19 protein-coding genes are annotated in these 20,118 nt (G+C 64.4%); 12 read left to right on the plus strand and 7 right to left on the minus strand.

All coding sequences use genetic code 11. The features are described 5' to 3' along the window. Positions 1-145: 145 nt before the first annotated feature. From BH93_RS05970 to BH93_RS05990, 5 genes are all read left to right on the plus strand, one after another. A complete protein-coding gene (locus BH93_RS05970; RefSeq protein ID WP_037148826.1) occupies positions 146-1,801 on the plus strand; it encodes an FAD-dependent oxidoreductase in 1,656 nt (551 codons plus the stop codon). Further along, entirely contained in the window at positions 1,798-3,231 is a 1,434-nt protein-coding gene (locus BH93_RS28120; protein WP_037171989.1) for an ATP-binding protein, read from the plus strand. Before BH93_RS05970 ends, BH93_RS28120 begins: the two co-directional genes overlap by 4 nt. Further along, complete coding sequence (locus BH93_RS05980; RefSeq protein WP_032380273.1) at positions 3,228-3,572, plus strand: UBP-type zinc finger domain-containing protein; 345 nt, start codon at positions 3,228-3,230, stop codon at positions 3,570-3,572. The genes BH93_RS28120 and BH93_RS05980 overlap by 4 nt, the downstream gene beginning before the upstream one ends. An 81-nt stretch (positions 3,573-3,653) precedes the next feature. After that, complete coding sequence (locus BH93_RS05985) at positions 3,654-4,331, plus strand: GOLPH3/VPS74 family protein (RefSeq protein ID WP_037171987.1); 678 nt, start codon at positions 3,654-3,656, stop codon at positions 4,329-4,331. A gap of 6 nt (positions 4,332-4,337) precedes the next feature. Continuing rightward, positions 4,338-4,940 carry a DJ-1/PfpI family protein gene (locus BH93_RS05990; protein ID WP_037171986.1) on the plus strand — a complete coding sequence of 201 codons (603 nt, stop codon included), beginning with the start codon at positions 4,338-4,340 and terminating at the stop codon, positions 4,938-4,940. Here BH93_RS05990 and BH93_RS05995 read toward each other — a convergent pair. Continuing rightward, positions 4,920-5,267 (minus strand): DoxX family protein, encoded by a 348-nt coding sequence (locus tag BH93_RS05995; protein WP_032402070.1) that lies wholly within the window; start codon positions 5,265-5,267, stop codon positions 4,920-4,922. The genes BH93_RS05990 and BH93_RS05995 overlap by 21 nt on opposite strands. Before the next feature lie 79 nt (positions 5,268-5,346). Here BH93_RS05995 and BH93_RS06000 point away from each other — a divergent pair, with 79 nt between their 5' ends. Continuing rightward, entirely contained in the window at positions 5,347-5,676 is a 330-nt protein-coding gene (locus tag BH93_RS06000; protein WP_037171984.1) for a winged helix-turn-helix transcriptional regulator, read from the plus strand. A 42-nt stretch (positions 5,677-5,718) separates the two neighbouring features. Here the strand turns inward: BH93_RS06000 and BH93_RS06005 are convergent, their stop codons facing one another. Next, the gene (locus BH93_RS06005) at positions 5,719-7,578 is read right to left on the minus strand and encodes a BCCT family transporter (protein WP_037171982.1); all 1,860 of its coding nucleotides are present in this window, start codon (positions 7,576-7,578) and stop codon (positions 5,719-5,721) included. A gap of 289 nt (positions 7,579-7,867) precedes the next feature. Here BH93_RS06005 and BH93_RS06010 point away from each other — a divergent pair, with 289 nt between their 5' ends. Further along, positions 7,868-8,785 (plus strand): serine/threonine-protein kinase, encoded by a 918-nt coding sequence (locus BH93_RS06010; RefSeq protein WP_037171981.1) that lies wholly within the window; start codon positions 7,868-7,870, stop codon positions 8,783-8,785. Between the two features lie 75 nt (positions 8,786-8,860). On the opposite strand, the gene BH93_RS06015 is transcribed toward BH93_RS06010, so the two are convergent. After that, on the minus strand, positions 8,861-10,342 hold the full coding sequence (locus BH93_RS06015; RefSeq protein ID WP_032380279.1) for an amino acid permease: 1,482 nt from the start codon (positions 10,340-10,342) through the stop codon (positions 8,861-8,863). A 406-nt stretch (positions 10,343-10,748) separates the two neighbouring features. Between BH93_RS06015 and groL the strand changes: the two genes are divergently transcribed. From groL to BH93_RS06030, 3 genes are all read left to right on the plus strand, one after another. Continuing rightward, complete coding sequence (groL, locus tag BH93_RS06020; RefSeq protein ID WP_032380280.1) at positions 10,749-12,374, plus strand: chaperonin GroEL; 1,626 nt, start codon at positions 10,749-10,751, stop codon at positions 12,372-12,374. A 147-nt stretch (positions 12,375-12,521) separates the two neighbouring features. After that, entirely contained in the window at positions 12,522-13,310 is a 789-nt protein-coding gene (locus BH93_RS06025) for an RsiV family protein (RefSeq protein WP_037171979.1), read from the plus strand. A gap of 40 nt (positions 13,311-13,350) precedes the next feature. Then, positions 13,351-14,253 carry an alpha/beta fold hydrolase gene (locus BH93_RS06030; protein ID WP_037171976.1) on the plus strand — a complete coding sequence of 301 codons (903 nt, stop codon included), beginning with the start codon at positions 13,351-13,353 and terminating at the stop codon, positions 14,251-14,253. Here BH93_RS06030 and BH93_RS06035 read toward each other — a convergent pair. From BH93_RS06035 to BH93_RS06050, 4 genes are read right to left on the minus strand one after another with little or no spacing between them, the layout of a single operon-like run. Beyond that, positions 14,250-14,573: a putative quinol monooxygenase gene (locus tag BH93_RS06035; RefSeq protein WP_027498443.1), complete on the minus strand. Its 324-nt coding sequence runs from the start codon at positions 14,571-14,573 to the stop codon at positions 14,250-14,252. The genes BH93_RS06030 and BH93_RS06035 overlap by 4 nt on opposite strands. A gap of 46 nt (positions 14,574-14,619) precedes the next feature. Then, positions 14,620-15,645, minus strand: a complete 1,026-nt coding sequence (locus BH93_RS06040; RefSeq protein ID WP_032380770.1) for an NAD(P)-dependent alcohol dehydrogenase — start codon at positions 15,643-15,645, stop codon at positions 14,620-14,622. A gap of 5 nt (positions 15,646-15,650) precedes the next feature. Continuing rightward, positions 15,651-16,430, minus strand: a complete 780-nt coding sequence (locus BH93_RS06045) for an iron-sulfur cluster assembly protein (protein WP_037171975.1) — start codon at positions 16,428-16,430, stop codon at positions 15,651-15,653. 1 nt (position 16,431) lies between these two features. After that, complete coding sequence (locus BH93_RS06050) at positions 16,432-17,475, minus strand: amidohydrolase family protein (RefSeq protein ID WP_037171974.1); 1,044 nt, start codon at positions 17,473-17,475, stop codon at positions 16,432-16,434. 152 nt (positions 17,476-17,627) lie between these two features. Between BH93_RS06050 and BH93_RS06055 the strand changes: the two genes are divergently transcribed. Together BH93_RS06055 and ligD are read left to right on the plus strand one after the other, a co-directional pair. Then, a complete protein-coding gene (locus tag BH93_RS06055; RefSeq protein WP_032380285.1) occupies positions 17,628-19,088 on the plus strand; it encodes a helix-turn-helix domain-containing protein in 1,461 nt (486 codons plus the stop codon). 18 nt (positions 19,089-19,106) lie between these two features. Further along, entirely contained in the window at positions 19,107-20,060 is a 954-nt protein-coding gene (gene ligD, locus BH93_RS06060; RefSeq protein WP_037171972.1) for a non-homologous end-joining DNA ligase, read from the plus strand. Positions 20,061-20,118: the final 58 nt, after the last annotated feature.

Below are 20,118 nucleotides of genomic sequence, written 5' to 3' on the forward strand. Positions count from 1 at the left end.
CTCGAACGACTCCTCACCCCACACGAACTCGATCTGATCAGACGCGGCCGAATCTGACCCCGCTCTTTCCAGGCCCGCTTGCCTCCCATTCGGGGCGAGCCGGTGGCATGCTCATGAGGTTGGTGAGCATCAGTCCTGGAGGGTCATGAAACCGGTCATTCTCAGTGTCGACGACGATCCCGGAGTATCGAGGTCGGTCGCCCGCGACCTGCGCCGCCGCTACGGCGAGCAGTACCGCATCGTGCGCGCCGAATCCGGTGCCGGGGCACTGGACGCACTCAAAGAACTCACGCTGCGCGGCACCCCGGTCGCCATTCTGTTGGCCGACTACCGCATGCCCCAGATGAGCGGCATGGAATTTCTCGAACAGGCCATGGACCTTTTCCCGACGGCCCGCCGCATTCTGCTCACCGCCTACGCGGATACGGACGCGGCGATCGACGCCATCAACGTCATCGATCTCGATTACTACCTGCTCAAGCCGTGGGATCCGCCCGAGGAAAAGCTCTACCCCGTGCTCGACGCCCAACTCGAAGCCTGGTGCGCGTACGACCACCGAGCCGTCGAGGACACCAAGATCGTCGGCCACCGCTGGTCCGCGCGGTCGTCGGAGATTCGCGAGTTCCTCGCCCGCAATCAACTGCCCTACCGCTGGTACATGTCCGACGAGTCCGAGGGCGCGCGACTGCTGGCCGCGGCAGGTGTGGCAGACGACCGGCTCCCGGTGGTCATCACCACCGAGGGTGATGCGTTGATCGAACCGTCCGACGCCGAACTCGGTAACCGGCTCGGTCTGACCGTCTCGCCCTCGGAGGAGTTCTACGATCTCGTCGTGATCGGCGGCGGTCCGGCAGGACTCGGAGCGGCTCTGTACGGCGCGTCGGAGGGTCTGCGAACGACACTGATCGAGCGGACCGCGACGGGCGGTCAGGCCGGTCAGAGCTCTCGCATCGAGAATTACCTGGGATTTCCCGACGGGGTCTCGGGTGCGCAGCTGGCCGAGCGAGCCCGGCGGCAGGCGTTGAAGTTCGGTGCCGAGGTCGTCACCACACAGGACGTGGTGGGACTCGATGTCAACGGATCCGCGCGCACCGTGCGGTTCGCGGACGGCCGCAGCATCAGTGCGCAGACGATCATCCTGTCCACCGGCGTCGCCTATCGACGATTGGACGCACCCGGAATCGACGACTTCACCGGCCGGGGTGTGTTCTACGGATCGGCGATGACCGAGGCCGCACGCTGCGCCGAGCAGGACGTCTACATCGTCGGCGGCGCGAACTCGGCCGGGCAGGCAGCGGTGTACCTCTCGCGCGGGGCCAGGTCCGTCACCATTTTGATCCGTGCCACCTCGCTCGAAGCGTCGATGTCGTACTACCTCATCAAGCAGATCGAAGAGAATCCGAAGATCAGCGTTCGGCCGTGTACCGAGGTCGCGGGCGTGGCAGGCGACGGTCACCTCGAGTCGATCACGCTGCGCAACCGGGCCACCGACGAGACCTCGACGGTCGACGCGCAGTACCTGTTCCTGTTCATCGGGGCTGCCCCGCGTACCGAGTGGCTCGACGGAGTGCTCGTTCGGGACGATCATGGATTTGTGGTCACCGGACCGGACCTCGTCACCGACGGACGCGGACCCGCCGGGTGGACGCCCACCCGACTTCCGCATCACCTCGAGACGAGTGTGCCCGGGGTGTTCGCGGCCGGGGACGTTCGATCCGACTCGGCCAAACGTGTCGCGTCGGCAGTGGGAGAGGGAGCAATGGCCGTGATGTTGGTGCACAGATATCTGGCGAACCCGTGAGCACGCTCGCGTGTGATCCGGACGAGTTGCGGACGCTGTTCCTGTTCGAGCATCTCACCGACTCTCAGTTGGCTGAGCTGTGTCGGGACGGGCGCATCGAGACGATCGAACCGGGTCCGGTGTACGCCGAGGGCGAGCCGGCGACGTGCTTCTACGTCTTGATGGACGGTGCTGTGGTGCTCTCGAAGCTCTCGGGCGGCGAGGATCTGGTGATCAACCGAACGTCGCAACGTGGGGTGTATGCCGGTGCGTGGCAGGCATATCTGGGTGATCGGGTGCCTCAGACGTACCAGGGTTCGATGCGGGTGAGTGAGCCCTCGCGCTTCTTCGTGCTCGACGCGGACTGTTTCGCATCGATCGTGCGCGAGTGGTTTCCGATGGCCCTGCATCTGCTCGAAGGATTGTTCTTCGGAAATCAGAACACCAAGCAAGTGGTGGAGCAGCGAGAGCGCTTGCTGGCGTTGGGTTCTCTGTCGGCAGGGTTGACGCACGAGCTCAACAATCCGGCCGCGGCCGCGGTGCGGGCGACGTCCGCGTTGCGCAATCGGGTGGCGCACATGCGGCAGAAGTTGGCGATGATCGCCGGCGGCACCCTCGACCGCGCGAGCCTGGCGCGTCTGGTCGAACTGCAGAACGAGGCCGTCGAGTTGGTCGCGAAGGCACCGAAGTTGACGGCCATGGAGGCGTCGGACCGCGAGGACGAGCTCGGAGAATGGTTCGAGGACAAGGACATTCGAGACGGATGGGATCTGGCCCCCACGTTCGTCTCGGCGGGGCTCGATGTGCCGTGGCTCGATCGGGTATCGGCGACCGTCGACGATCCGGCCATGCTCGAGGGTGCGATCAGGTGGCTCAACTACACGGTCGAAACCGAGTTGCTGATGAACGAGATCGCGGATTCGACCACGCGAATCTCCACGCTGGTCGGTGCCGCGAAGCAATATTCGCAGATGGACCGCGCGCCGTACCAGACCGTGGATGTGCGGGAGTTGCTCGACAGCACACTGATCATGTTGGGCCGCAAGATCGGTGACGACATCGCGGTGGTCAAGGAATACGATCCGGCGGTTCCGCCCATCCCCGCCTATGCCGCCGAACTCAACCAGGTGTGGACGAACCTGATCGACAATGCCGTGCAGGCGATGGATGGGTCGGGGGTTTTGACGGTGCGCACGTCGTTGGACGAGGATCAAGTGCAGATCGAGATCTGCGACACCGGACCCGGTGTGCCGCAGGAGATTCGGTCACGCATCTTCGAGCCGTTCTTCACCACCAAGGCCGTCGGCGAGGGTACGGGTCTCGGCCTCGACATCTCGTGGCGCATCGTGGTGAAGAAGCACCAGGGTGACCTGCAGGTGGTGTCCGAACCTGGGAACACGCGCTTCATCGTGAGACTGCCAGTCCAACCCGCTGTCGAGGAGGCATCATGACCATCGAAGGCATCGACCCGCAGGTTCCGCCGTCGGGACCCGGCTGTGTCGAGTGCACTCAGACGCAGGGCTGGTGGGTGCACCTGCGTCGGTGTGCGCAGTGCGGTCATATCGGGTGCTGCGATTCCTCGCCGTCGCAGCACGCCAGCAAGCACGCCGAATCCACTCGACATCAGTTCGTGCGGAGCTACGAGCCCGGCGAGGAATGGTTCTACAACTACGCCGACGAGCAGATGTACGACGGCCCCGAACTTGCTCCACCGCAGCATCATCCACTCGACCAGACGGTTCCGGGGCCGCGTGAACGGGTGCCGTCGAACTGGCAGAGCTTGATCAACTGACTCGTTCGGCACCGGTGAAACACTGGGTAGCGAGAAGGTGAACACCGCAAATCGGGCGCGCGTTGTGGGTAATCTCGCTCCATGACGTTGATTGCGGAGGATCTGCTGCTGTTGTTGCTCGACGACGAGTCGGGCAAACCGTCGGCAGACAGCACCAAGTTGCCGCGGGTGCTGGCCGGCGCGTTGGTCGTCGAGCTCGCAATGAATGGATCGCTGCGCATCACCGGCCCCGACGAGCAGCTCGAGAAGGATCACGTGGTCGTGGCGGGGGAGCCGCCCGAAGATGCACTGCTGCGCCGTGTGTTCGATCTCGTGGCAACGACGTCACGGCCGATGAAGCCGCAGAAGGTGATCGAGAAGTCGCAGAAGAATCTGGCCAAGGAACTGGCCGCGCGTCTGGTGGCTCAGGGTTTTGTCACCGAGAAGCAGGACAAGGTGTTGGGGTTGTTCCCGACGACGACGTGGCCCGCGCGCGACACCTCGCGGGAGAAGGTGCTGCGGGATGCGCTACGAAGCGCGCTCGTCGACGGCACGACTCCCGAGCCGCATTCCGCGGCCCTGATCTCGCTCGTCTCGGCGGTGGATCTCACTCACAAGGTCATCACAGATGCGGACAAGAAGCTGTTGAAGAAGCGGGCCAAGGAGATTGCCGAGGGTGAGTGGGCAGGGGAGGCAGTACGCAAGGCAGTTTCCGACGTCAACACTGCGGTGATGGCTGCTGTCATGGTGCCCGTCATCGTTTCGACCACGAGTAGCTGAGGCGACATGAGAAGCGTAGCGATTCTGTTGTTCGACGACGTCGAGGTGCTCGACGCCTGCGGTCCGTTCGAGGTGTTCTCGGTGGCCGATCGTGTCGCCGAACGTGCTGGTAGCGCAGCGCCTTTCGAGGTGGTACTGGTCGGCGTCGATGCCTCGCCCGTGCGTGCGCGAGGTGGCATGAGGATCGGCGTCGACACCACGATCGACGATCCGCGGACCTACGACCTCGTCTTGGTTCCCGGCGGCGTCGTCGACGCCGTCGAAGCGGACGGCCGAGTTCTGGAGTGGCTGCAGCGAACTCGACCCACCGCAGAAGTGGTCGCGTCGGTGTGCACCGGTGCGTTCGTGCTCGCGGCGGCGGGACTGCTCGACGCGCGTCCGGTGACGACGCACTGGGAAGATCTGGAATTGTTGCGGACAAGGTGGCCTGCACTCGTGGTGCACGAGGGCGTTCGGTACATCGATCATGGCGATCTGGCGACATCGGCCGGTATCAGTGCCGGCCTCGATCTCGCGCTGCATCTGGTCGCGCGGTGGGCGGGCGCGGATCACGCCCTCGCCACCGCGGGCCAGATGGACTACGACTGGTCAGGCGCTGAGCACCCGTAGAACCAGCGCCACGACGGCGAACACGGCGAGTCCGGCGGCTGGGGCGAAGTCCTTGTCCTTGGCGCGAAGGTGCGCGGCAACCGCACCGACGAAGTAGAGGATGACGCCGACAGCAGCTGCCACGCCGATGGGCCAGACCAACAGGCCGACCAGGAGGCCGATGGCACCGAGTATCTCCGCGTAGGCCAACCACGGAATCTTGTCGGCGGGGACGCCCACCTGCTCGAGCATCGGGATGACGGAGGGATTTTTCGTCAGTTTGCCGATTGCCGAGAACGTGAGCGCCACGGCGAGCAGTACCGAGACGACGAGGGTTGCGATGAACATGATCCCTGCTTTCATTTCTGGGGCCACTAGTAAATCAGAAGTAGCAAGGCGGACTGTAGCACCTCGGTAGGGTGGAGTCATGGTCACGAACGAACAGCCACATGACTCCCGTGCCTGTGACGGAGCGTTGACCAAAGCCTTCGGCTTTCTCGGCAAGCGATGGAACGGACTTCTTCTTGCGACGCTGATGAACGGGCCGATGGGATTCTCGGACCTGCGCCGCGCTGTCGGCGGCATCAGTGACTCGGTGCTGTCGGAGCGACTCGGAGAACTCGGCAAAGCGGGACTGGTGGCGCGCGCCGTCACGGACGGGCCCCCCATCTCGGTGGAGTACAGCCTGACGACGTCGGGGGAGGCGCTGCTGCCGTCGCTCGAGGCGCTCACCGACTGGGCTTCGAAAAACCTCTGACCCCCGCAACACTGTCGCGAGGGCCAGAGATGGATCGATCGATCAGCCGGGGTGGTTGCTGTCTTTCTGTCCCTCGGCGGAGTCGGCGAACTCCTGAGTGTCGAACACCTCGCCGCCCAGCGGATCGACGGGAGCGTTGTCGCTCGAGTATTCGACGGCTCCGGTCTCGGGATGAACCTCGAGCTGTTCGGTGGACACCTCGTGCACCGCGAGCACGACGGTCCCGGTGCGAGCGGGCGAAGTGAGTCCCTCCCGTGACGCTGTCAGGCCGGAGAACGTGCTCGAGATGCCTGCCGACGCCTTCTTGCGCGGAGTCGACCGAGCTGGGTCCTGTTCGCTGTCCTTGACCTCCGGCGTAGTGGTCACGCGCACGTACCGCGGGGTGGTGGCGACGTCGTAGCGGAAGGCCCTGAGCATCGACACGCACGCGAGCACCAGGATGATCGAGAACGGCACTGCCGTGGCTATCGACATCGTTTGCAAGGCCGTCAACGATCCGGTTCCGCCGATGAGGAGCAGAACCGTCGCTGCCACGCCTTCGAGAATCGACCAGTACACGCGGGTGATCTTCGGGGGCTCCAGATCGCCGCCGGTGGAGAGGATGTCGATGACCAGCGAGCCGGAGTCGGAGGACGTCACGAAGAAGAACACGATGACGAAGATCGCCAGCACGCTGCTGATCGTGGCCAACGGCAACGTGTCGAGCAGCTGAAACAGACTCGTGTTCGTGTCGACGGCACCGTCGACCAACAGGTCGCCGTTCTCGCGCTGACGCAGGATGCCGGCATCACCGAAGATCGTGAACCACAGCGATCCGATGATCGTCGGTGCCAGCAGTACTCCGAACACGAACTCGCGGATGGTGCGGCCGCGTGAGATGCGGGCGATGAACATGCCGACGAACGGCGCCCAGCTCATCCACCAGCCCCAGTAGAAGATGGTCCAGTCGCCGGTCCAGCCGTCGTCGGAGAACGGTGACGTGCGCAGCATCAACTCGGGCAACGCCTGGATGTAGCCGCCGAGGTTCTGCACCCACGACTGCATGAGAAACAGGCTCGGTCCGGCAATCAGAACGAAGACTGCCAGAGCCGCGGCCATTCCCATGTTGATGTTGGAGAGCCATTTGAGCCCTCGTGAGACGCCGGACACGACGGAGAACGTCGCGAGACCGGTGACTCCGGCGATGATGATGACCGTCACCCAGTTGTTGGTATCGACCCAACCCAGGTACTCGAGGCCGGCCGAGATCTGTTGCACACCGAATCCGAGCGAGGTGGCAACGCCGAACAACGTGCCGATGATTGCGACGGCGTCGATCGCATGGCCGATGCCGCCCTCGATGCGCTTGCGCCCCAGAAGCGGCTCGAGCAGCCAACGCACGGACAGCGGGCGTCCCTTGCGGTACGTCATGTAGGCCAGCCCGAGGCCGACCACCACGTAGATGGCCCAGGCGTGCAGACCCCAGTGGAACAGGGTCAGCTCCATCGCCTGACGCGCTGCCGGGTCGGTGCTGCCGGGAACGCCGCCGGCTTCGGGCGGTGTGACGTAGTGCGAAAGAGGCTCGGCGACGCCGTAGAACACCAGGCCGATGCCCATGCCGGCGCTGAACAGCATCGCGAACCAGGACAGGACGCCGAATTCGGGCTTCTCGTCGTCACGTCCGAGGCGGATGTTGCCGACTTTGCTCAGACCGCAGTACAGCGCGAACAGCACGAAGCCGGTGGTGGCCAGGATGTACCACCAGCCGACTCCGCTGGTGATGGCGTTGTTGAGATTGTCGAATGCGTCGGCGGCAGTGCCGGCGTAGATCACCGAGAAGGCGATCATGACAAAAATGACGATAGATGCGGGGACGAAGACCGGCTTGAGCAGGCCGCCCCACGCTTCTTTTACTGCTTTCACTTACTTGACTTCCTTACAACTCGAGTCGAGGTGATCGGCTGACCACTATCGGTTTGCCGTTCTTTTTCCCTTGTTTTGGTCAAGTACCGGTAATCACCATAAACGACGTCGGCGCGGGCGGCGAAACGTGACGGAGCCGGTGAGCAGGGGAGACAAGCCCGCGTCGACAGTCTGCCGAGTCGCCGCGAACACCCGAACGGACTACAGTTCTGTCGATGTTGCGGTCTCGCCCGGTCGTCCTTCGTGGGAGTCGATGTGCCGCGAGTAGTGCTGTTGCACAGGTGATTCCGTGACTCCCGGTCGGTTGCAGCCGGGCACCGAGTTTGCGGGCTTTCGAGTGCAGCGTCGCCTGGGGGTCGGCGGCATGAGTGAGGTGTACCTGGTCCTCGGTCGCGGACACGATCGGCTCGAAGCACTGAAGGTTCTCGATCGTGACGCATCGCGGTCACCGCGACTACGCACCAAATTTCGGACCGAGGCCACCGTTGCGGCGCTCTTGGTGCATCCGAACATCGTGTCGGTGCACGAACATGGTGAGTTCGAGCACCAGCTGTGGATGTCGATGCACTACGTCGACGGGTACAGCGCGTCGCGGCTGGTCGCTCGCGGTCAGATCGCGCTCGACGTCTCCCGGGTGGCGCGCATCGTCGCCGAGGTGGCCAAGGGGCTCGACTACGCCCACTCGAACGGCGTCCTGCACCGGGACGTCAAGCCGTCGAACATCCTCATCTCCACCGAGCGGGTGGACGGCTACGAGCAGGTGTTGTTGTCCGACTGGGGAATTGCGCGTCTGGTCGACGACTCGACGCCGTTGGTCGTCGGCGGAACGGTGCTCGCGTCCATTCACTACGCGGCACCGGAACTGCTCCGCGGGGAAGCACTGAGCGCGCAGACCGACGTCTACGCACTGGGGGCGACTCTGGTCGAATTACTCACCGGGCGAACGCCGTACCCCTTGGCCACGCCACTCGCGATCACCGCAGCCCATCTGTCGGCCGAGCCGCCTGCGGTGACGCGGCGTCGGCGATCACTACCGCGGGGACTCGATGCGGTGGTCGCACGCGCATTGGCCAAGGACCCGGCGGATCGTTTCGAGACCTGCGTGGACCTGGCCGACGCCGTCGCTGCCGCCATTGCCGCAGGGATTCCGGAACCGCCCGTGCGACGCTCACCGTTCACTCGATCGAGATGGCTCAGGTTCTCCTGACGACACCGGCCCGTGCACGAAGCAGGGCCCCGCATCGACTCGATGCGGGGCCCTGTTCCTCGGGGTGTGTACGGGTCACTCCTCCGGTTCGGTCGGACGATTCGCCACCACCGGGTACTGACCGGTGTAGCCCAAGCGTTCCTCGGCGACGGTGAGCACCTTGGTGCGTACCAGGTACCAGCCACCGATCAGCGCGGGAATGATGACCACCAGGGTGGCGATGGTCCACGACCCGATAGGCGCGTCGAAGGCCATCAGTACCAGCACGCCGAACAGGAACACCAGCGTCGCGTAGCTGGTGTACGGCGCGCCGAAGAGGCGGAACTTGGGCCGCTCCACGATGCCCTTCTTGGACCAGCGGTACAGCTGGATCTGGCACAGGACGATGGTTGCCCAGCTGGCGATGATGCCCAGTGCAGACATGTTGAGCACGATCTCGAATGCCTCGCCGGGCGCGATCGCGTTCAGGGCGACACCGAACAAGGTGATGAAGCAGGTGAGCAGAATGCCGCCGAACGGCACTCCGCCCTTGGTCATCTTCTTGGTGAACTCCGGCGCGCTGCCGTTCATCGCCATCGACCGCAGGATGCGGCCGGTCGAGTACAGGCCGGCGTTCAGGGAAGACAGTGCCGCCGTGAGCACCACGATGTTCATGATGGTGCCCGCGCCGCCGAGGCCGATGCTCGAGAAGAACGTCACGAACGGTGAGGTACCGGACTGGTATGCGGTGTACGGCATCAGCAGCGCGAGCAGTACGAGCGAGCCGACGTAGAACAGAGCGATACGCGCGATGACCGAGTTGATCGCCCGCGGCATGATCTTCTCCGGGTTCTCGGTCTCACCCGCGGCAGTGCCCACCAATTCGACTGCGGCGTAAGCGAACACGACGCCGGAGATGACGATGACGAGCGGCCACGCGCCCGACGGGAACAACCCGCCGTTGTCGGTGATGAGACTGATGCCCGGCATCTGGGTACCGACGGGGATCCGGCCCGCGAGGAACACGACGCCCACGATCAGGAAGGTCACCAAGGCAATGACCTTGATGATGGCCGCCCAGAACTCCATCTCACCGAACCACTTGACCGACACGAGATTCAAGCTCATGACGATGACCAGAGCAATCAATGCGATGACCCACTGCGGGATCACCTCGAAACTGCCCCAGTAATGCATGTACGTCGCGATGGCGGTGACGTCGACGATGGCCGTCATCGCCCAGTTCAGGAAGTACATCCACCCGGCGACGAAAGCGGCTTTCTCGCCGAAGAACTCACGCGCGTAGGAGACGAAACTGCCCGACGACGGACGGTGCAGCACCAACTCGCCGAGGGCACGCAGAATGAAGAAGACGAAGATTCCACAGAGTGCGTAGGCGAGAAAGAGGCCGGGCCCGGCGCTGGCCAGGCGTCCGCCCGCGCCGAGGAACAGGCCGGTGCCGATTGCGCCACCGATCGCGATCATCTGCAACTGCCGAGGTTTGAGGCCCTTGTGGTAGCCCTCTTCCTCGTGGTCCATCGCCGAGTTGTCGTACGAGGTGTCGACCGTATCGGACATGTTTCGATCCTTACTGTCGGATTTGTAGGGTTTTGTCCGAATTTTGTGGCGTCGAAGCTGTTGTCGCTCAACGGTATTAGCGCCGAGGGTTCGATGCACAGTATTCGGATGTTAACAACGCGTACTGGTGTGAACAGTGTGTGACGAATGGCAGCTCGGCTGAGCATCTGCTCGAGACCTGCGTCGCGCGGTGGCGTCGGGCACAGGGGCGGTGGTGGTTCGCTCGAGGCGGACGACCTTGCACTCGCCATGGTCGAGTGCTAGAAATGCAGTTGGCACTCTCGACACGTGAGTGCCAGGTCGGGACACGGTGAGGCCGGGGAATCAACGACACCCCTGGTCGTCCGTCGCGGGCACCGAGCTCGGCCAGCAATGTGTCACCCCCAATCCGGAGGATCACTTCGCAATGGCCAAGATCATCGCGTTCGACGAAGAGGCACGCCGTGGCCTCGAGCGAGGCCTCAATGCCCTCGCCGACGCAGTAAAGGTGACGTTGGGCCCCAAGGGTCGCAACGTCGTACTCGAGAAGAAGTGGGGAGCTCCCACGATCACCAACGATGGTGTTTCCATCGCCAAGGAGATCGAGCTCGAAGATCCCTACGAGAAGATCGGTGCCGAGCTCGTCAAGGAGGTCGCCAAGAAGACCGACGACGTCGCAGGCGACGGCACCACCACCGCTACCGTTCTCGCCCAGGCACTCGTCCGTGAAGGCCTGCGCAACGTCGCAGCCGGCGCGAACCCGCTCGGCCTCAAGCGCGGCATCGAGAAGGCTGTTGCAGCCGTCACCGAGGCTCTGCTCGCGTCCGCCAAGGAGATCGACACCAAGGAGCAGATCGCTGCTACCGCTGGCATCTCCGCAGGCGACCCGTCCATCGGCGAGCTCATCGCCGAGGCAATGGACAAGGTCGGCAAGGAAGGCGTCATCACGGTCGAGGAGTCCAACACCTTCGGCCTGCAGCTCGAGCTCACCGAGGGCATGCGCTTCGACAAGGGCTACATCTCGGCGTACTTCGCCACCGATGCAGAGCGTCAGGAAGCCGTCCTCGAAGACGCGTACATCCTGCTCGTCAGCTCCAAGATCAGCACCGTCAAGGACCTGCTGCCCCTGCTGGAGAAGGTCATCCAGTCCGGCAAGCCGCTCGTCATCATCGCCGAGGACGTCGAGGGCGAAGCTCTCTCCACCCTCGTGGTGAACAAGATCCGTGGCACCTTCAAGTCCGTCGCCGTCAAGGCTCCCGGATTCGGTGACCGTCGCAAGGCGCAGCTCGCCGACATCGCCATCCTCACCGGTGGCGAGGTCATCAGCGAAGAGGTCGGCCTCTCCCTGGAGACCGCCGGACTCGAGCTGCTCGGTCAGGCACGCAAGGTCGTCATCACCAAGGACGAGACCACCATCGTCGAGGGCTCGGGCGATTCCGACGCCATCGCCGGTCGCGTCAACCAGATCCGCGCCGAGATCGAGAACTCCGATTCCGACTACGACCGCGAGAAGCTGCAGGAGCGCCTGGCCAAGCTGGCCGGCGGCGTTGCAGTCATCAAGGCCGGAGCCGCAACCGAGGTCGAGCTCAAGGAGCGCAAGCACCGCATCGAAGATGCAGTGCGCAACGCCAAGGCAGCCGTCGAAGAAGGCATCGTCGCCGGTGGCGGCGTGGCACTGCTCCAGGCAGCGCCCGCACTCGACAACCTCAAGCTCGACGGTGACGAGGCAACCGGCGTGAACATCGTTCGCGTCGCGCTGTCCGCTCCGCTCAAGCAGATCGCATTCAACGCAGGCCTCGAGCCCGGCGTCGTTGCGGACAAGGTTGCCAACCTGCCCGCCGGTCACGGCCTCAACGCCGCGACCAACGAGTACGAGGACCTGCTCGCTGCAGGCATCAACGACCCGGTCAAGGTCACCCGCTCGGCACTGCAGAACGCAGCGTCCATCGCGGCTCTGTTCCTCACCACCGAGGCCGTCGTCGCCGACAAGCCCGAAAAGGCCGGAGCGCCCGCTGGCGATCCGACCGGTGGCATGGGCGGCATGGACTTCTGAGTCCAGCCCCTCGCTGAAGAAGCCCGACTCCCTTTCGAGGGGGTCGGGCTTTTTCGTGCTCGAATCCGGTGCAGTGGGCCGCGCTGAGCGCGGTCGGCTGCAGCCGATTCGGGGTACTACCCGTCGAGTTTGTGGTTAGGGTCGGTCATGATTCGTATTCGCTCGATGGTCGCCGCAGTGGCCGTGACCGCGGCCGTGGCGGGCTGCTCCACCTCGGGAACCGCCACGCCTGCGTCGGCACCGACGACCACTGATGTCACCGTCACGACCGAGCGAGCCGAGCCTGCGAGTACAGCGCCGCCCACGACCTCGAATGCCGTCGAGCCGTACGTCGTCGGCAGCACTCGAGTCACCGGATCCACGCAACATGCAACCTACGACGTCGCCATTCCGCAGCTCAGTGGCGGGAATCCCGCCGCGACGGCAGAGTTCAACGAGTCGATGCGCGCTGCACTCCAGGATCAGATCGACGGCGACTACGGATACGACTTCGCCCTCAGCGACGGTTACTCGACGGGTACGACCTACGTCGGCCGGCGCGTGATCAGTGCCGAACAGATCACCGACTGGATCGCCGTGCCGCCTGGTGCGCATGGCAATTCACTGCTTGCGACCGTGACTATCGACGCCGACACCGCACAGCCGATCTCCCTCGGCGATGCCTTCACCGACCTCGACACAGGCCTGGCACGGCTGTCGGATCGAGCAGCGAAGATCCTGCCGACCACCCGCGCGGGCGAGAGTTTCGAGCGCTCGGGCATCGAGCCGACGGTGGCAAACTTCGGGAACTGGACGGCATCGCCGGAGGGGATGAACATTCACTTCGGGGACTATCAGGTGGGGGCCTATGGCATCGGCCTCATCACGATCACCGTCCCATGGACCGACCTGTCCGACGTACTCGCTCCCGGTATGCAGGACGTGCTGAGCAGCTGACTGTCGGCACTGACCGCCACCGCAATGCGAGCATGGACCCATGATGATTCGCGCAGGGGTGCTGGACATCGCCTTCGACCGCTTCGGTGATCCGTCCGGCCGCGCAGTGGTGCTGCTGCACGGATTTCCTTACGACACCAGGTCCTACGACGACGTCGCCAGGCTGCTCGCAGAATCCGGCTACGACGTGGTGGTGCCGTACCTACGCGGCTTCGGACCTACCCGGTTCGTCGACGCCGACACGATGCGCTCCGGTGAGCAGGCCGCGATCGGCCACGACGTCCGCGAGCTGATCATCGCGCTGGGACTGAACGAGCCCATCGTCGCGGGCTACGACTGGGGTGGGCGAGCCGCCTGCGTCGTCGCCGCGCTGTGGCCGGAGCTGGTGTCGGGCCTGGTGAGCGTCTCCGGATATCTGGTCCAGGACATCGCTGCCGCTGTGTCCACACCGGTGCCGCCGCACCTCGAGAAGCGGTACTGGTACCAGTACTACCTGCACTCCGAGCGGGGCCGGGCCGGGCTGGCGGCCTACCGCGCAGAGATCGCCCAGACACTGTGGACGGATTGGTCGCCTACCTGGAGGTTCGGTGACTCCGAATTCGCCGCCACCGCACCCTCGTTCGACAACCCCGACTTCGTGGACGTGTCCGTGCATTCCTACCGGCACCGATACGGCATCGAGTCCGGGGACGCGCCCTATGCAGAAACGCAGGAGTTGCTGACGCGGCAACCGAGGATCACGGTGCCCACGGTCGTGATCGATCCGACCGAGGACACCGTCGCCTCGCTGTACGGCAGCCCGGACCACGCGGCGCACTTCACCGATCTGATCGATGTTCGTCAGGTCGATTGCGGTCACAACCCGCCTCAGGAGTTGCCCGGGCAGTTCGCCGACGCCATCGTGACTCTGGGCCAGGTGGTCCGGGATCGCGAACGGGACTAGTCGACCGCGAGCTCGCCCAGTTCGTTCCAGTCGGTTCCGTCGACTTCCTGGCTGATGATCTTCGGCGTCTCCTGCAGGTACGGCGGGAGGTCCTTCTGGGCCTGCTTGAAGTGATCCGAGTTCACGTGCGTCGCACCGGCATCGGGATCCTTGAATGCCTCCACCAGGACGTACTCGGTGGGGTCGTCGAGGGTGCGCGACCAGAAGTACCAGAGGCATCCTTCTTCGGCTTGGCACGCTTCGGTGAAATCGCGTGAGATCTCGGGCCAGTTGTCGGCGTGCTCGGGCTTGACCTTGAACTTGGCGGTGATGAAGATCAACGTTGCTCCCTGTGGTTGTAGTGACGAATCTGGGCTGTACCCGATTTCACGGTACGAGAATCGCGCGGCCGCGAACTCGTCCGTTGTCGAGGTCGTCGATGGCGCTCTGAAAGTCGTCCAGTGCGTAGGTCTGCGTGTGCAGGTTGACGGCACCGCGTGCGGCGAGCGACATCAGATCACACAGGTCGTTGTAGGACCCGACGAGATTGCCGACGATGTTCTTCTCCGCCGAGACCAGGTCGATGGTCGGCACGTCGACGTTCTCGCCGTACCCGATGACGTGATAGTCACCGGCCCGCCTGGTCATCGCCAATCCTTCTGCGGTGGAGCCGTTTTCGCCGACGAAGTCGAGTACCACCTCGGCCCCGAAGCCGCGGGTGAGTTCCATGACCTGATCGACCTGGGTACCGTCAGCGACCACCGCGTGATCTGCGCCCAGGGTGAGCGCCAGCTTCACGGCATCGGCATTGCGGTCGATGACGATCAACTCGGCCGGGGACAGCGCCTCGAGTACCTGAATACCGATGTGGCCCAAACCGCCTGCTCCGATGACGACGCACTTGTCTCGCGGTGTCAGACGCCTGGCCGCCTTCGCCGCCGCGTGGTACGCCGTCAGACCGGCATCGGCCAGTGCGGCTACGGCGGACGGTTCGAGTGAATCGTCGATCTTGACGACGGTTCGCGCATTGGTCCGTAGGTAATCGGCGTATCCACCGTTGGTGTCGATGCCGGGGAAATCGCTCGTCTCGCAATGGACGTCGTCTCCGGATCGGCAGGCGCGGCACAACCCGCACGTCACCAGTGGATGCAGGATCACCTTGTCGCCCTCGCGCACGTTGGTGACCGCCGAGCCGACGGCATGGACCCACCCGGCGTTCTCGTGCCCGATCGTGTAGGGCAGTGTGACGCCTGACTTTTCGGCCCATTGGCCTTCGAGGATGTGCAGATCGGTGCGGCACACGCCGGCCCCGCCGATCTTGACGATGACGTCGAGTGGGCCCTGTACTTCCGGAATCGGAACCTCGGTCATCTCCAGATTCTTGTGGTACCCGACCACCTGGACTGCGCGCATCATGCTCATCGTGACTGCTCCTGTGTAGTGCTGTGCTGGACGGTGAGGGTGGTGAGGGGGATGAACGCGCCTTCCATCCGAGGTACTTGCTGCTCCTCCGACCCTGGGTAGCGGGTCTGCAGCAATCCACGACAGAAGTGCGCGTTGCCGTCGATCGAGACGCGGGTGGCGCGGGCGCGCCGCATCACCATCGTCAGATCTCCGGTGTGTGAACGACCGGTGTGGTCGACCAGAGCCGGAGCTGCCGGGTCGACCCTCAGCCCGAGTGCCTCACGTCGGCGAAGCAGCGCGGTCGAGGTGCGATCGTCCGCTAGATCTCCGAGAACCACTGCAGCCAAGTCATTTTCGGTCGAGTCGGGATTGGCGCGCAACCATGCCATGAGCGACCGTTCCATCGCCGCCACATATGCCTTGCGTCGGAACGTCGCTCGTAATTCCTCGAGGTCCTCCTCGGCCTCGTGCCCGAAAGTGCCTCGGTAACCTGCGTCGGCGGCGAGGCCGGCGTTGATCTTGTCCGAGTCGTGGTGATCGTCCAGTTCGACGAGAACACGCTCGGTCCACGGCAATGCCGTCAACACGTCCTTCGCATCCCCCGACATGAGGTACGCGAAGTTCGGCGAGCAGAACGACGTGGGCAACCGCAGATGAAGGTGGACGGTGCCCTCGTCTACCTCGAGGGATCGGACGAAGCCGAGATCGGTGATGGGCTCGTCCAATTCGGGATCCAGGACGACACCGAGGGCGGCGTACGCCTCGTCCTTCCTGGTAGTCGTAGCGGTTGTCATGTCACACCGCCGCGAGGTCGGCGCGTTCGGGCTGACGAGGACCGGTCTCGGTCTCGTCGGCGTCGGGCAGCTGCAGCTCGGCCGGCACCGGGATGTCGTAGAGCTTGGCGGCGTTGAGTCCGAGCACCTTTTTCTTCTGCTCGAGCGTGATGGGCGCGTATTCGTCGAGGGACTCGTGGATCTGGAAGTCGACGAATCCTTCGACCAGCCACTTGGGTGTCCACAGCGCATAGTCGGAAGAGAAGAAGATGCGGTCCTCGCCGAGCCAGTACAGCAGCTCACCCATGATCTGACCGAAGTACTTCGGGCGCGTGTGCATGAACGGAATGGCCACAGCGAGGCCGGCGTACACGTTGGGCTCCTGGGTGGCGATCCAGCAGAAGTCCTCGAGGCGCGGCAGTCCGCAATGTTCGACGACGAAGTTCAGATCGGTGAAGTCGGTGGCCACATGGTCTACGTCCGCGACGTCGAACGCATCGCGGTCGAGCGGACGGATGGTCGGACCCTTGTGCACGTGAATGTTCTTGATGCCGACCTCGCGGCACACCTCGAGGTAGCGGCGCGTCCAGTCGTCGTCGAGCTTGTAGCCACGCGAGTCGCCGTGCCACTCGGCGGTGTAGAGCTTGACGCCCTTCAGCCCGAATCGTTCCGCGTCGGCGCGTAGCTGGTCGAGGCCACGCTCGCCGTTACGCGGGTCGAAGTGGTGGTTGTAGGTCAACTTGTCCGGGTGTGCGGCGGCAAGCGCCGACGCTTCCTCTGTCTGCCCGAACCCGGTCTTGTAGAACTCCCCGAGGTGCGCCGGCTGGAAGATCGCGTGATCGACGTATCCGATCTCGAACAGGTCGTGCATCAACCGCTCGCCGCCCTGGTAGAGGTACTCGTCGTACGTCCACAGCTCGCTCTCGGGCGAGAGGTTGCGGTGATAGTCGTAGAAGCAGTCGATGAACTGCTTGCCGTGGATGTTGCGTTGGTTCTCCTGCCGCGCGTCCCACAGGGCGACGTGGGCGTCGACGATGAAGAAGTTTTCGCCGTTTTTCGTGTACATGCGTGAGCCTCCCGAAGTGCAGTTCGTGACGTGGGTCACGTTTGTCTGTGCACGACGGTAAGGCGGTGTGGCCGCCTCGGGGGCCTCTCGCTGTCTCAATTCGAGACGATCGGCAGACTGGGATTGCGACATGCGAATGTAACGTGGGTCACATGGCTGAATCGGAGGGCCTCGCGCGAGCCCGACTCCACTCGGAGCCCCTCGCTGCCGTCTCGCACCGTCTTCTCGCATCCTGGCACCGCAGTCAGCGGTACGGCGTTTCGCTGGACGAGGTTGCTCCCGTGTTCTCGGGAACCTACGACGGTGAATCCCTGTTCTACCGGTGCGGCCGGGAAGTGCTCGACGGTCTGCGCGACACGTTGGCGAACGAGCCGGTGTCGATGATGCTCACCGATGCCGACGGCCTCGTGCTGGATCGGGTGAGCGCCGACCGTGAGTTGCTCGCCGCTCTCGATCGCGTCCATCTGGCACCCGGGTTCTCGTATGCCGAGGATCAGACGGGGACCAACGGACTCGCGCTGGCGCTCGCGGATCGGGTGCCCGCGGTGGTCAGAGCCGACGAACACTACTCGCTGTCGTTGGCCGGGTACACGTGTGCGGCCGCTCCGGTGCTCGATCCACTGACCGGCCGGGTCGAGGGGTGCGTCAACCTCACGACGTGGTCGCAGTCGTCGTCGGATCTGCTTCTGGCCCTTGCTCAATCGGCGGCCGGGAACACCTCGGCCATGATGCTCGCACGGTCGCAGGGCCAGCAGCCTCGGCCGGCTCCGCGCGGTGAGGTGTTCCGGGTCGAGACCGCGCACAGCGGAGCGGGATCCGGCATCGTCGACGACCTCTCGCCGGCGTGGCGCAGCGCGTTCGGCACCGCGAGATCGGCTCTGGCCGATCATGGTTCGGTCTTGATGGTCGGCGAGGCAGGATCGGGTCGAGCCACCGTCCTTGCCCGAGCGCTGCGGGCATCGCGCCCCCGTGGCCGGATCCTCAGTGCCGGTGCACCCGCTGCCCGTGACGCCGAAGCCTGGCTCGACCTGTGGACGCCCGAATTGCCGAAACCCGATACCGCCGTGGTCATTCGTGACGTAGACAGGCTGCCCGCCCGCGCGGCGGACACGTTGGCCGAGCTATTGCGCCGCGCGGGAGCAGGCGTGCCGGTGACCGTGACGGCGTCGAACTACGACGACGTGCCGCATGCACTGGCCGGATTGCTGCGCACGGTCGTCGAATTGCCTGCACTTCGGCATCGACCCGACGACATCGCGCCTCTCGCACTGCACCTGGCGGGCCGGGTGCGCGGCCGGGCAGTCACGCTGACCGGCGCGGCCCAGCGGGCATTGCGTGAATATGCCTGGCCGGGCAACGTGGCGGAAGTGGCGACGGTGATGCATCACGCCGCGATTCGAGCCGATGTCATCGGCGTCGAACATTTACCGCCGGAGGTGCTCTCGCACACCACCCATCGGCTCACCCGCATCGAGACGTTCGAGCGCGACGAGATGATCCGCGTGCTCACGCGCCCCGGCATCACGATGAGCGAGGCGGCGGAGGAGCTGGGCATGAGCCGCGCGACCATCTACCGCAAAAGAGACCGTTACGGCATCACGCTGCGTTCTTGATCGCTTACCCTCGACCTCATGGCCAGTAGCTCTCCGTCGATCGAGTTACCGGTCGGTGACCGCATCGTTCGCATCTCCAATCCCGATCGGGTGTACTTCCCCGAGAGCGGGGCCACGAAGTTGGACCTGGTGAACTACTACCTGAGCGTCGGCGACGGCATAGTGCGTGCGCTGCGGGAGCGCCCGTGCATGATGCATCGTTTTCCCAAGGGCCTCGCCGGCGACAAGGTGCACCAGAAGCGCGTGCCCAACGGAGCGCCGCCGTGGCTCGAGACGGTGCAGGTCACGTTTCCCCGCTACAACCGCACGGCGGACGAGCTGTGCGTGACCGAACTGGCGCACGTGGCCTGGGCGGTGCAGATGTCGACCGTCGAATTCCATCCGTGGAACAGTCGCCGCGCCGACGTGGAGATGCCCGACGAGTGGCGTATCGACCTCGATCCGATGCCCGACTGTTCCTTCGACCGGGTACGACGCGTCGCCGGGGTGGTGCAGGAGGTTCTGGGAGATCTCGGTGCCGTCGGATGGCCCAAGACCTCCGGCGGGCACGGGCTGCACATCTACGTTCGGATCGACCCGGCCTACGGATTCAAGGACTTGCGAAGGGCGGCACTGGCTTTCGCGCGTGAGGTCGAGCGTCGCGCACCGGAGGACGTCACCACCACGTGGTGGCGCAAGGACCGCGATCCGGCGAAACTGTTCGTGGACTACAACCAGAATGCCCGTGATCACACCATCGCCAGCGCGTATTCGGTTCGCGGAAATCAGCAGGCGACGGTGTCGACGCCGATCTCCTGGGACGAGATTGCCGACGTCGATCCGCGCGAATTCACGATCTTCACAGTGCCTGCCCGATTCGCCGATCTGGGAGACCTGCACGCCGGCATCGATGACGCGGTGTTCGCCATCGACGAGTTACTCGAATGGGCTGAGCGGGACGAGCACCAGGGTTTGACGGAGCCCGAGGAGTAGCCGAACTCGAAGTTGTGGACGGAAATCAGCGGAAATCCGTCCACAACTTCGAGTTCGG

The organism is Rhodococcoides fascians A25f (assembly GCF_000760935.2).
Classification (GTDB): domain Bacteria; phylum Actinomycetota; class Actinomycetes; order Mycobacteriales; family Mycobacteriaceae; genus Rhodococcoides.

Bases quoted from the DNA above. Each gene is read 5' to 3' on its own strand.
- BH93_RS06040 (WP_032380770.1), bottom strand. From the start codon at position 15,645: ATGCGCGCAGTCCAGGTGGTCGGGTACCACAAGAATCTGGAGATGACC.
- BH93_RS06055 (WP_032380285.1), top strand. From the start codon at position 17,628: ATGGCTGAATCGGAGGGCCTCGCGCGAGCCCGACTCCACTCGGAGCCC.
- BH93_RS05985 (WP_037171987.1), top strand. From the start codon at position 3,654: ATGACGTTGATTGCGGAGGATCTGCTGCTGTTGTTGCTCGACGACGAG.
- BH93_RS06015 (WP_032380279.1), bottom strand. From the start codon at position 10,342: ATGTCCGATACGGTCGACACCTCGTACGACAACTCGGCGATGGACCAC.
- BH93_RS06050 (WP_037171974.1), bottom strand. From the start codon at position 17,475: ATGTACACGAAAAACGGCGAAAACTTCTTCATCGTCGACGCCCACGTC.
- ligD (WP_037171972.1), top strand. From the start codon at position 19,107: ATGGCCAGTAGCTCTCCGTCGATCGAGTTACCGGTCGGTGACCGCATC.
- BH93_RS05970 (WP_037148826.1), top strand. From the start codon at position 146: ATGAAACCGGTCATTCTCAGTGTCGACGACGATCCCGGAGTATCGAGG.
- BH93_RS06025 (WP_037171979.1), top strand. From the start codon at position 12,522: ATGATTCGTATTCGCTCGATGGTCGCCGCAGTGGCCGTGACCGCGGCC.
- groL (WP_032380280.1), top strand. From the start codon at position 10,749: ATGGCCAAGATCATCGCGTTCGACGAAGAGGCACGCCGTGGCCTCGAG.
- BH93_RS05980 (WP_032380273.1), top strand. From the start codon at position 3,228: ATGACCATCGAAGGCATCGACCCGCAGGTTCCGCCGTCGGGACCCGGC.
- BH93_RS06000 (WP_037171984.1), top strand. From the start codon at position 5,347: ATGGTCACGAACGAACAGCCACATGACTCCCGTGCCTGTGACGGAGCG.
- BH93_RS06030 (WP_037171976.1), top strand. From the start codon at position 13,351: ATGATGATTCGCGCAGGGGTGCTGGACATCGCCTTCGACCGCTTCGGT.
- BH93_RS05990 (WP_037171986.1), top strand. From the start codon at position 4,338: ATGAGAAGCGTAGCGATTCTGTTGTTCGACGACGTCGAGGTGCTCGAC.
- BH93_RS05995 (WP_032402070.1), bottom strand. From the start codon at position 5,267: ATGTTCATCGCAACCCTCGTCGTCTCGGTACTGCTCGCCGTGGCGCTC.
- BH93_RS06045 (WP_037171975.1), bottom strand. From the start codon at position 16,430: ATGACAACCGCTACGACTACCAGGAAGGACGAGGCGTACGCCGCCCTC.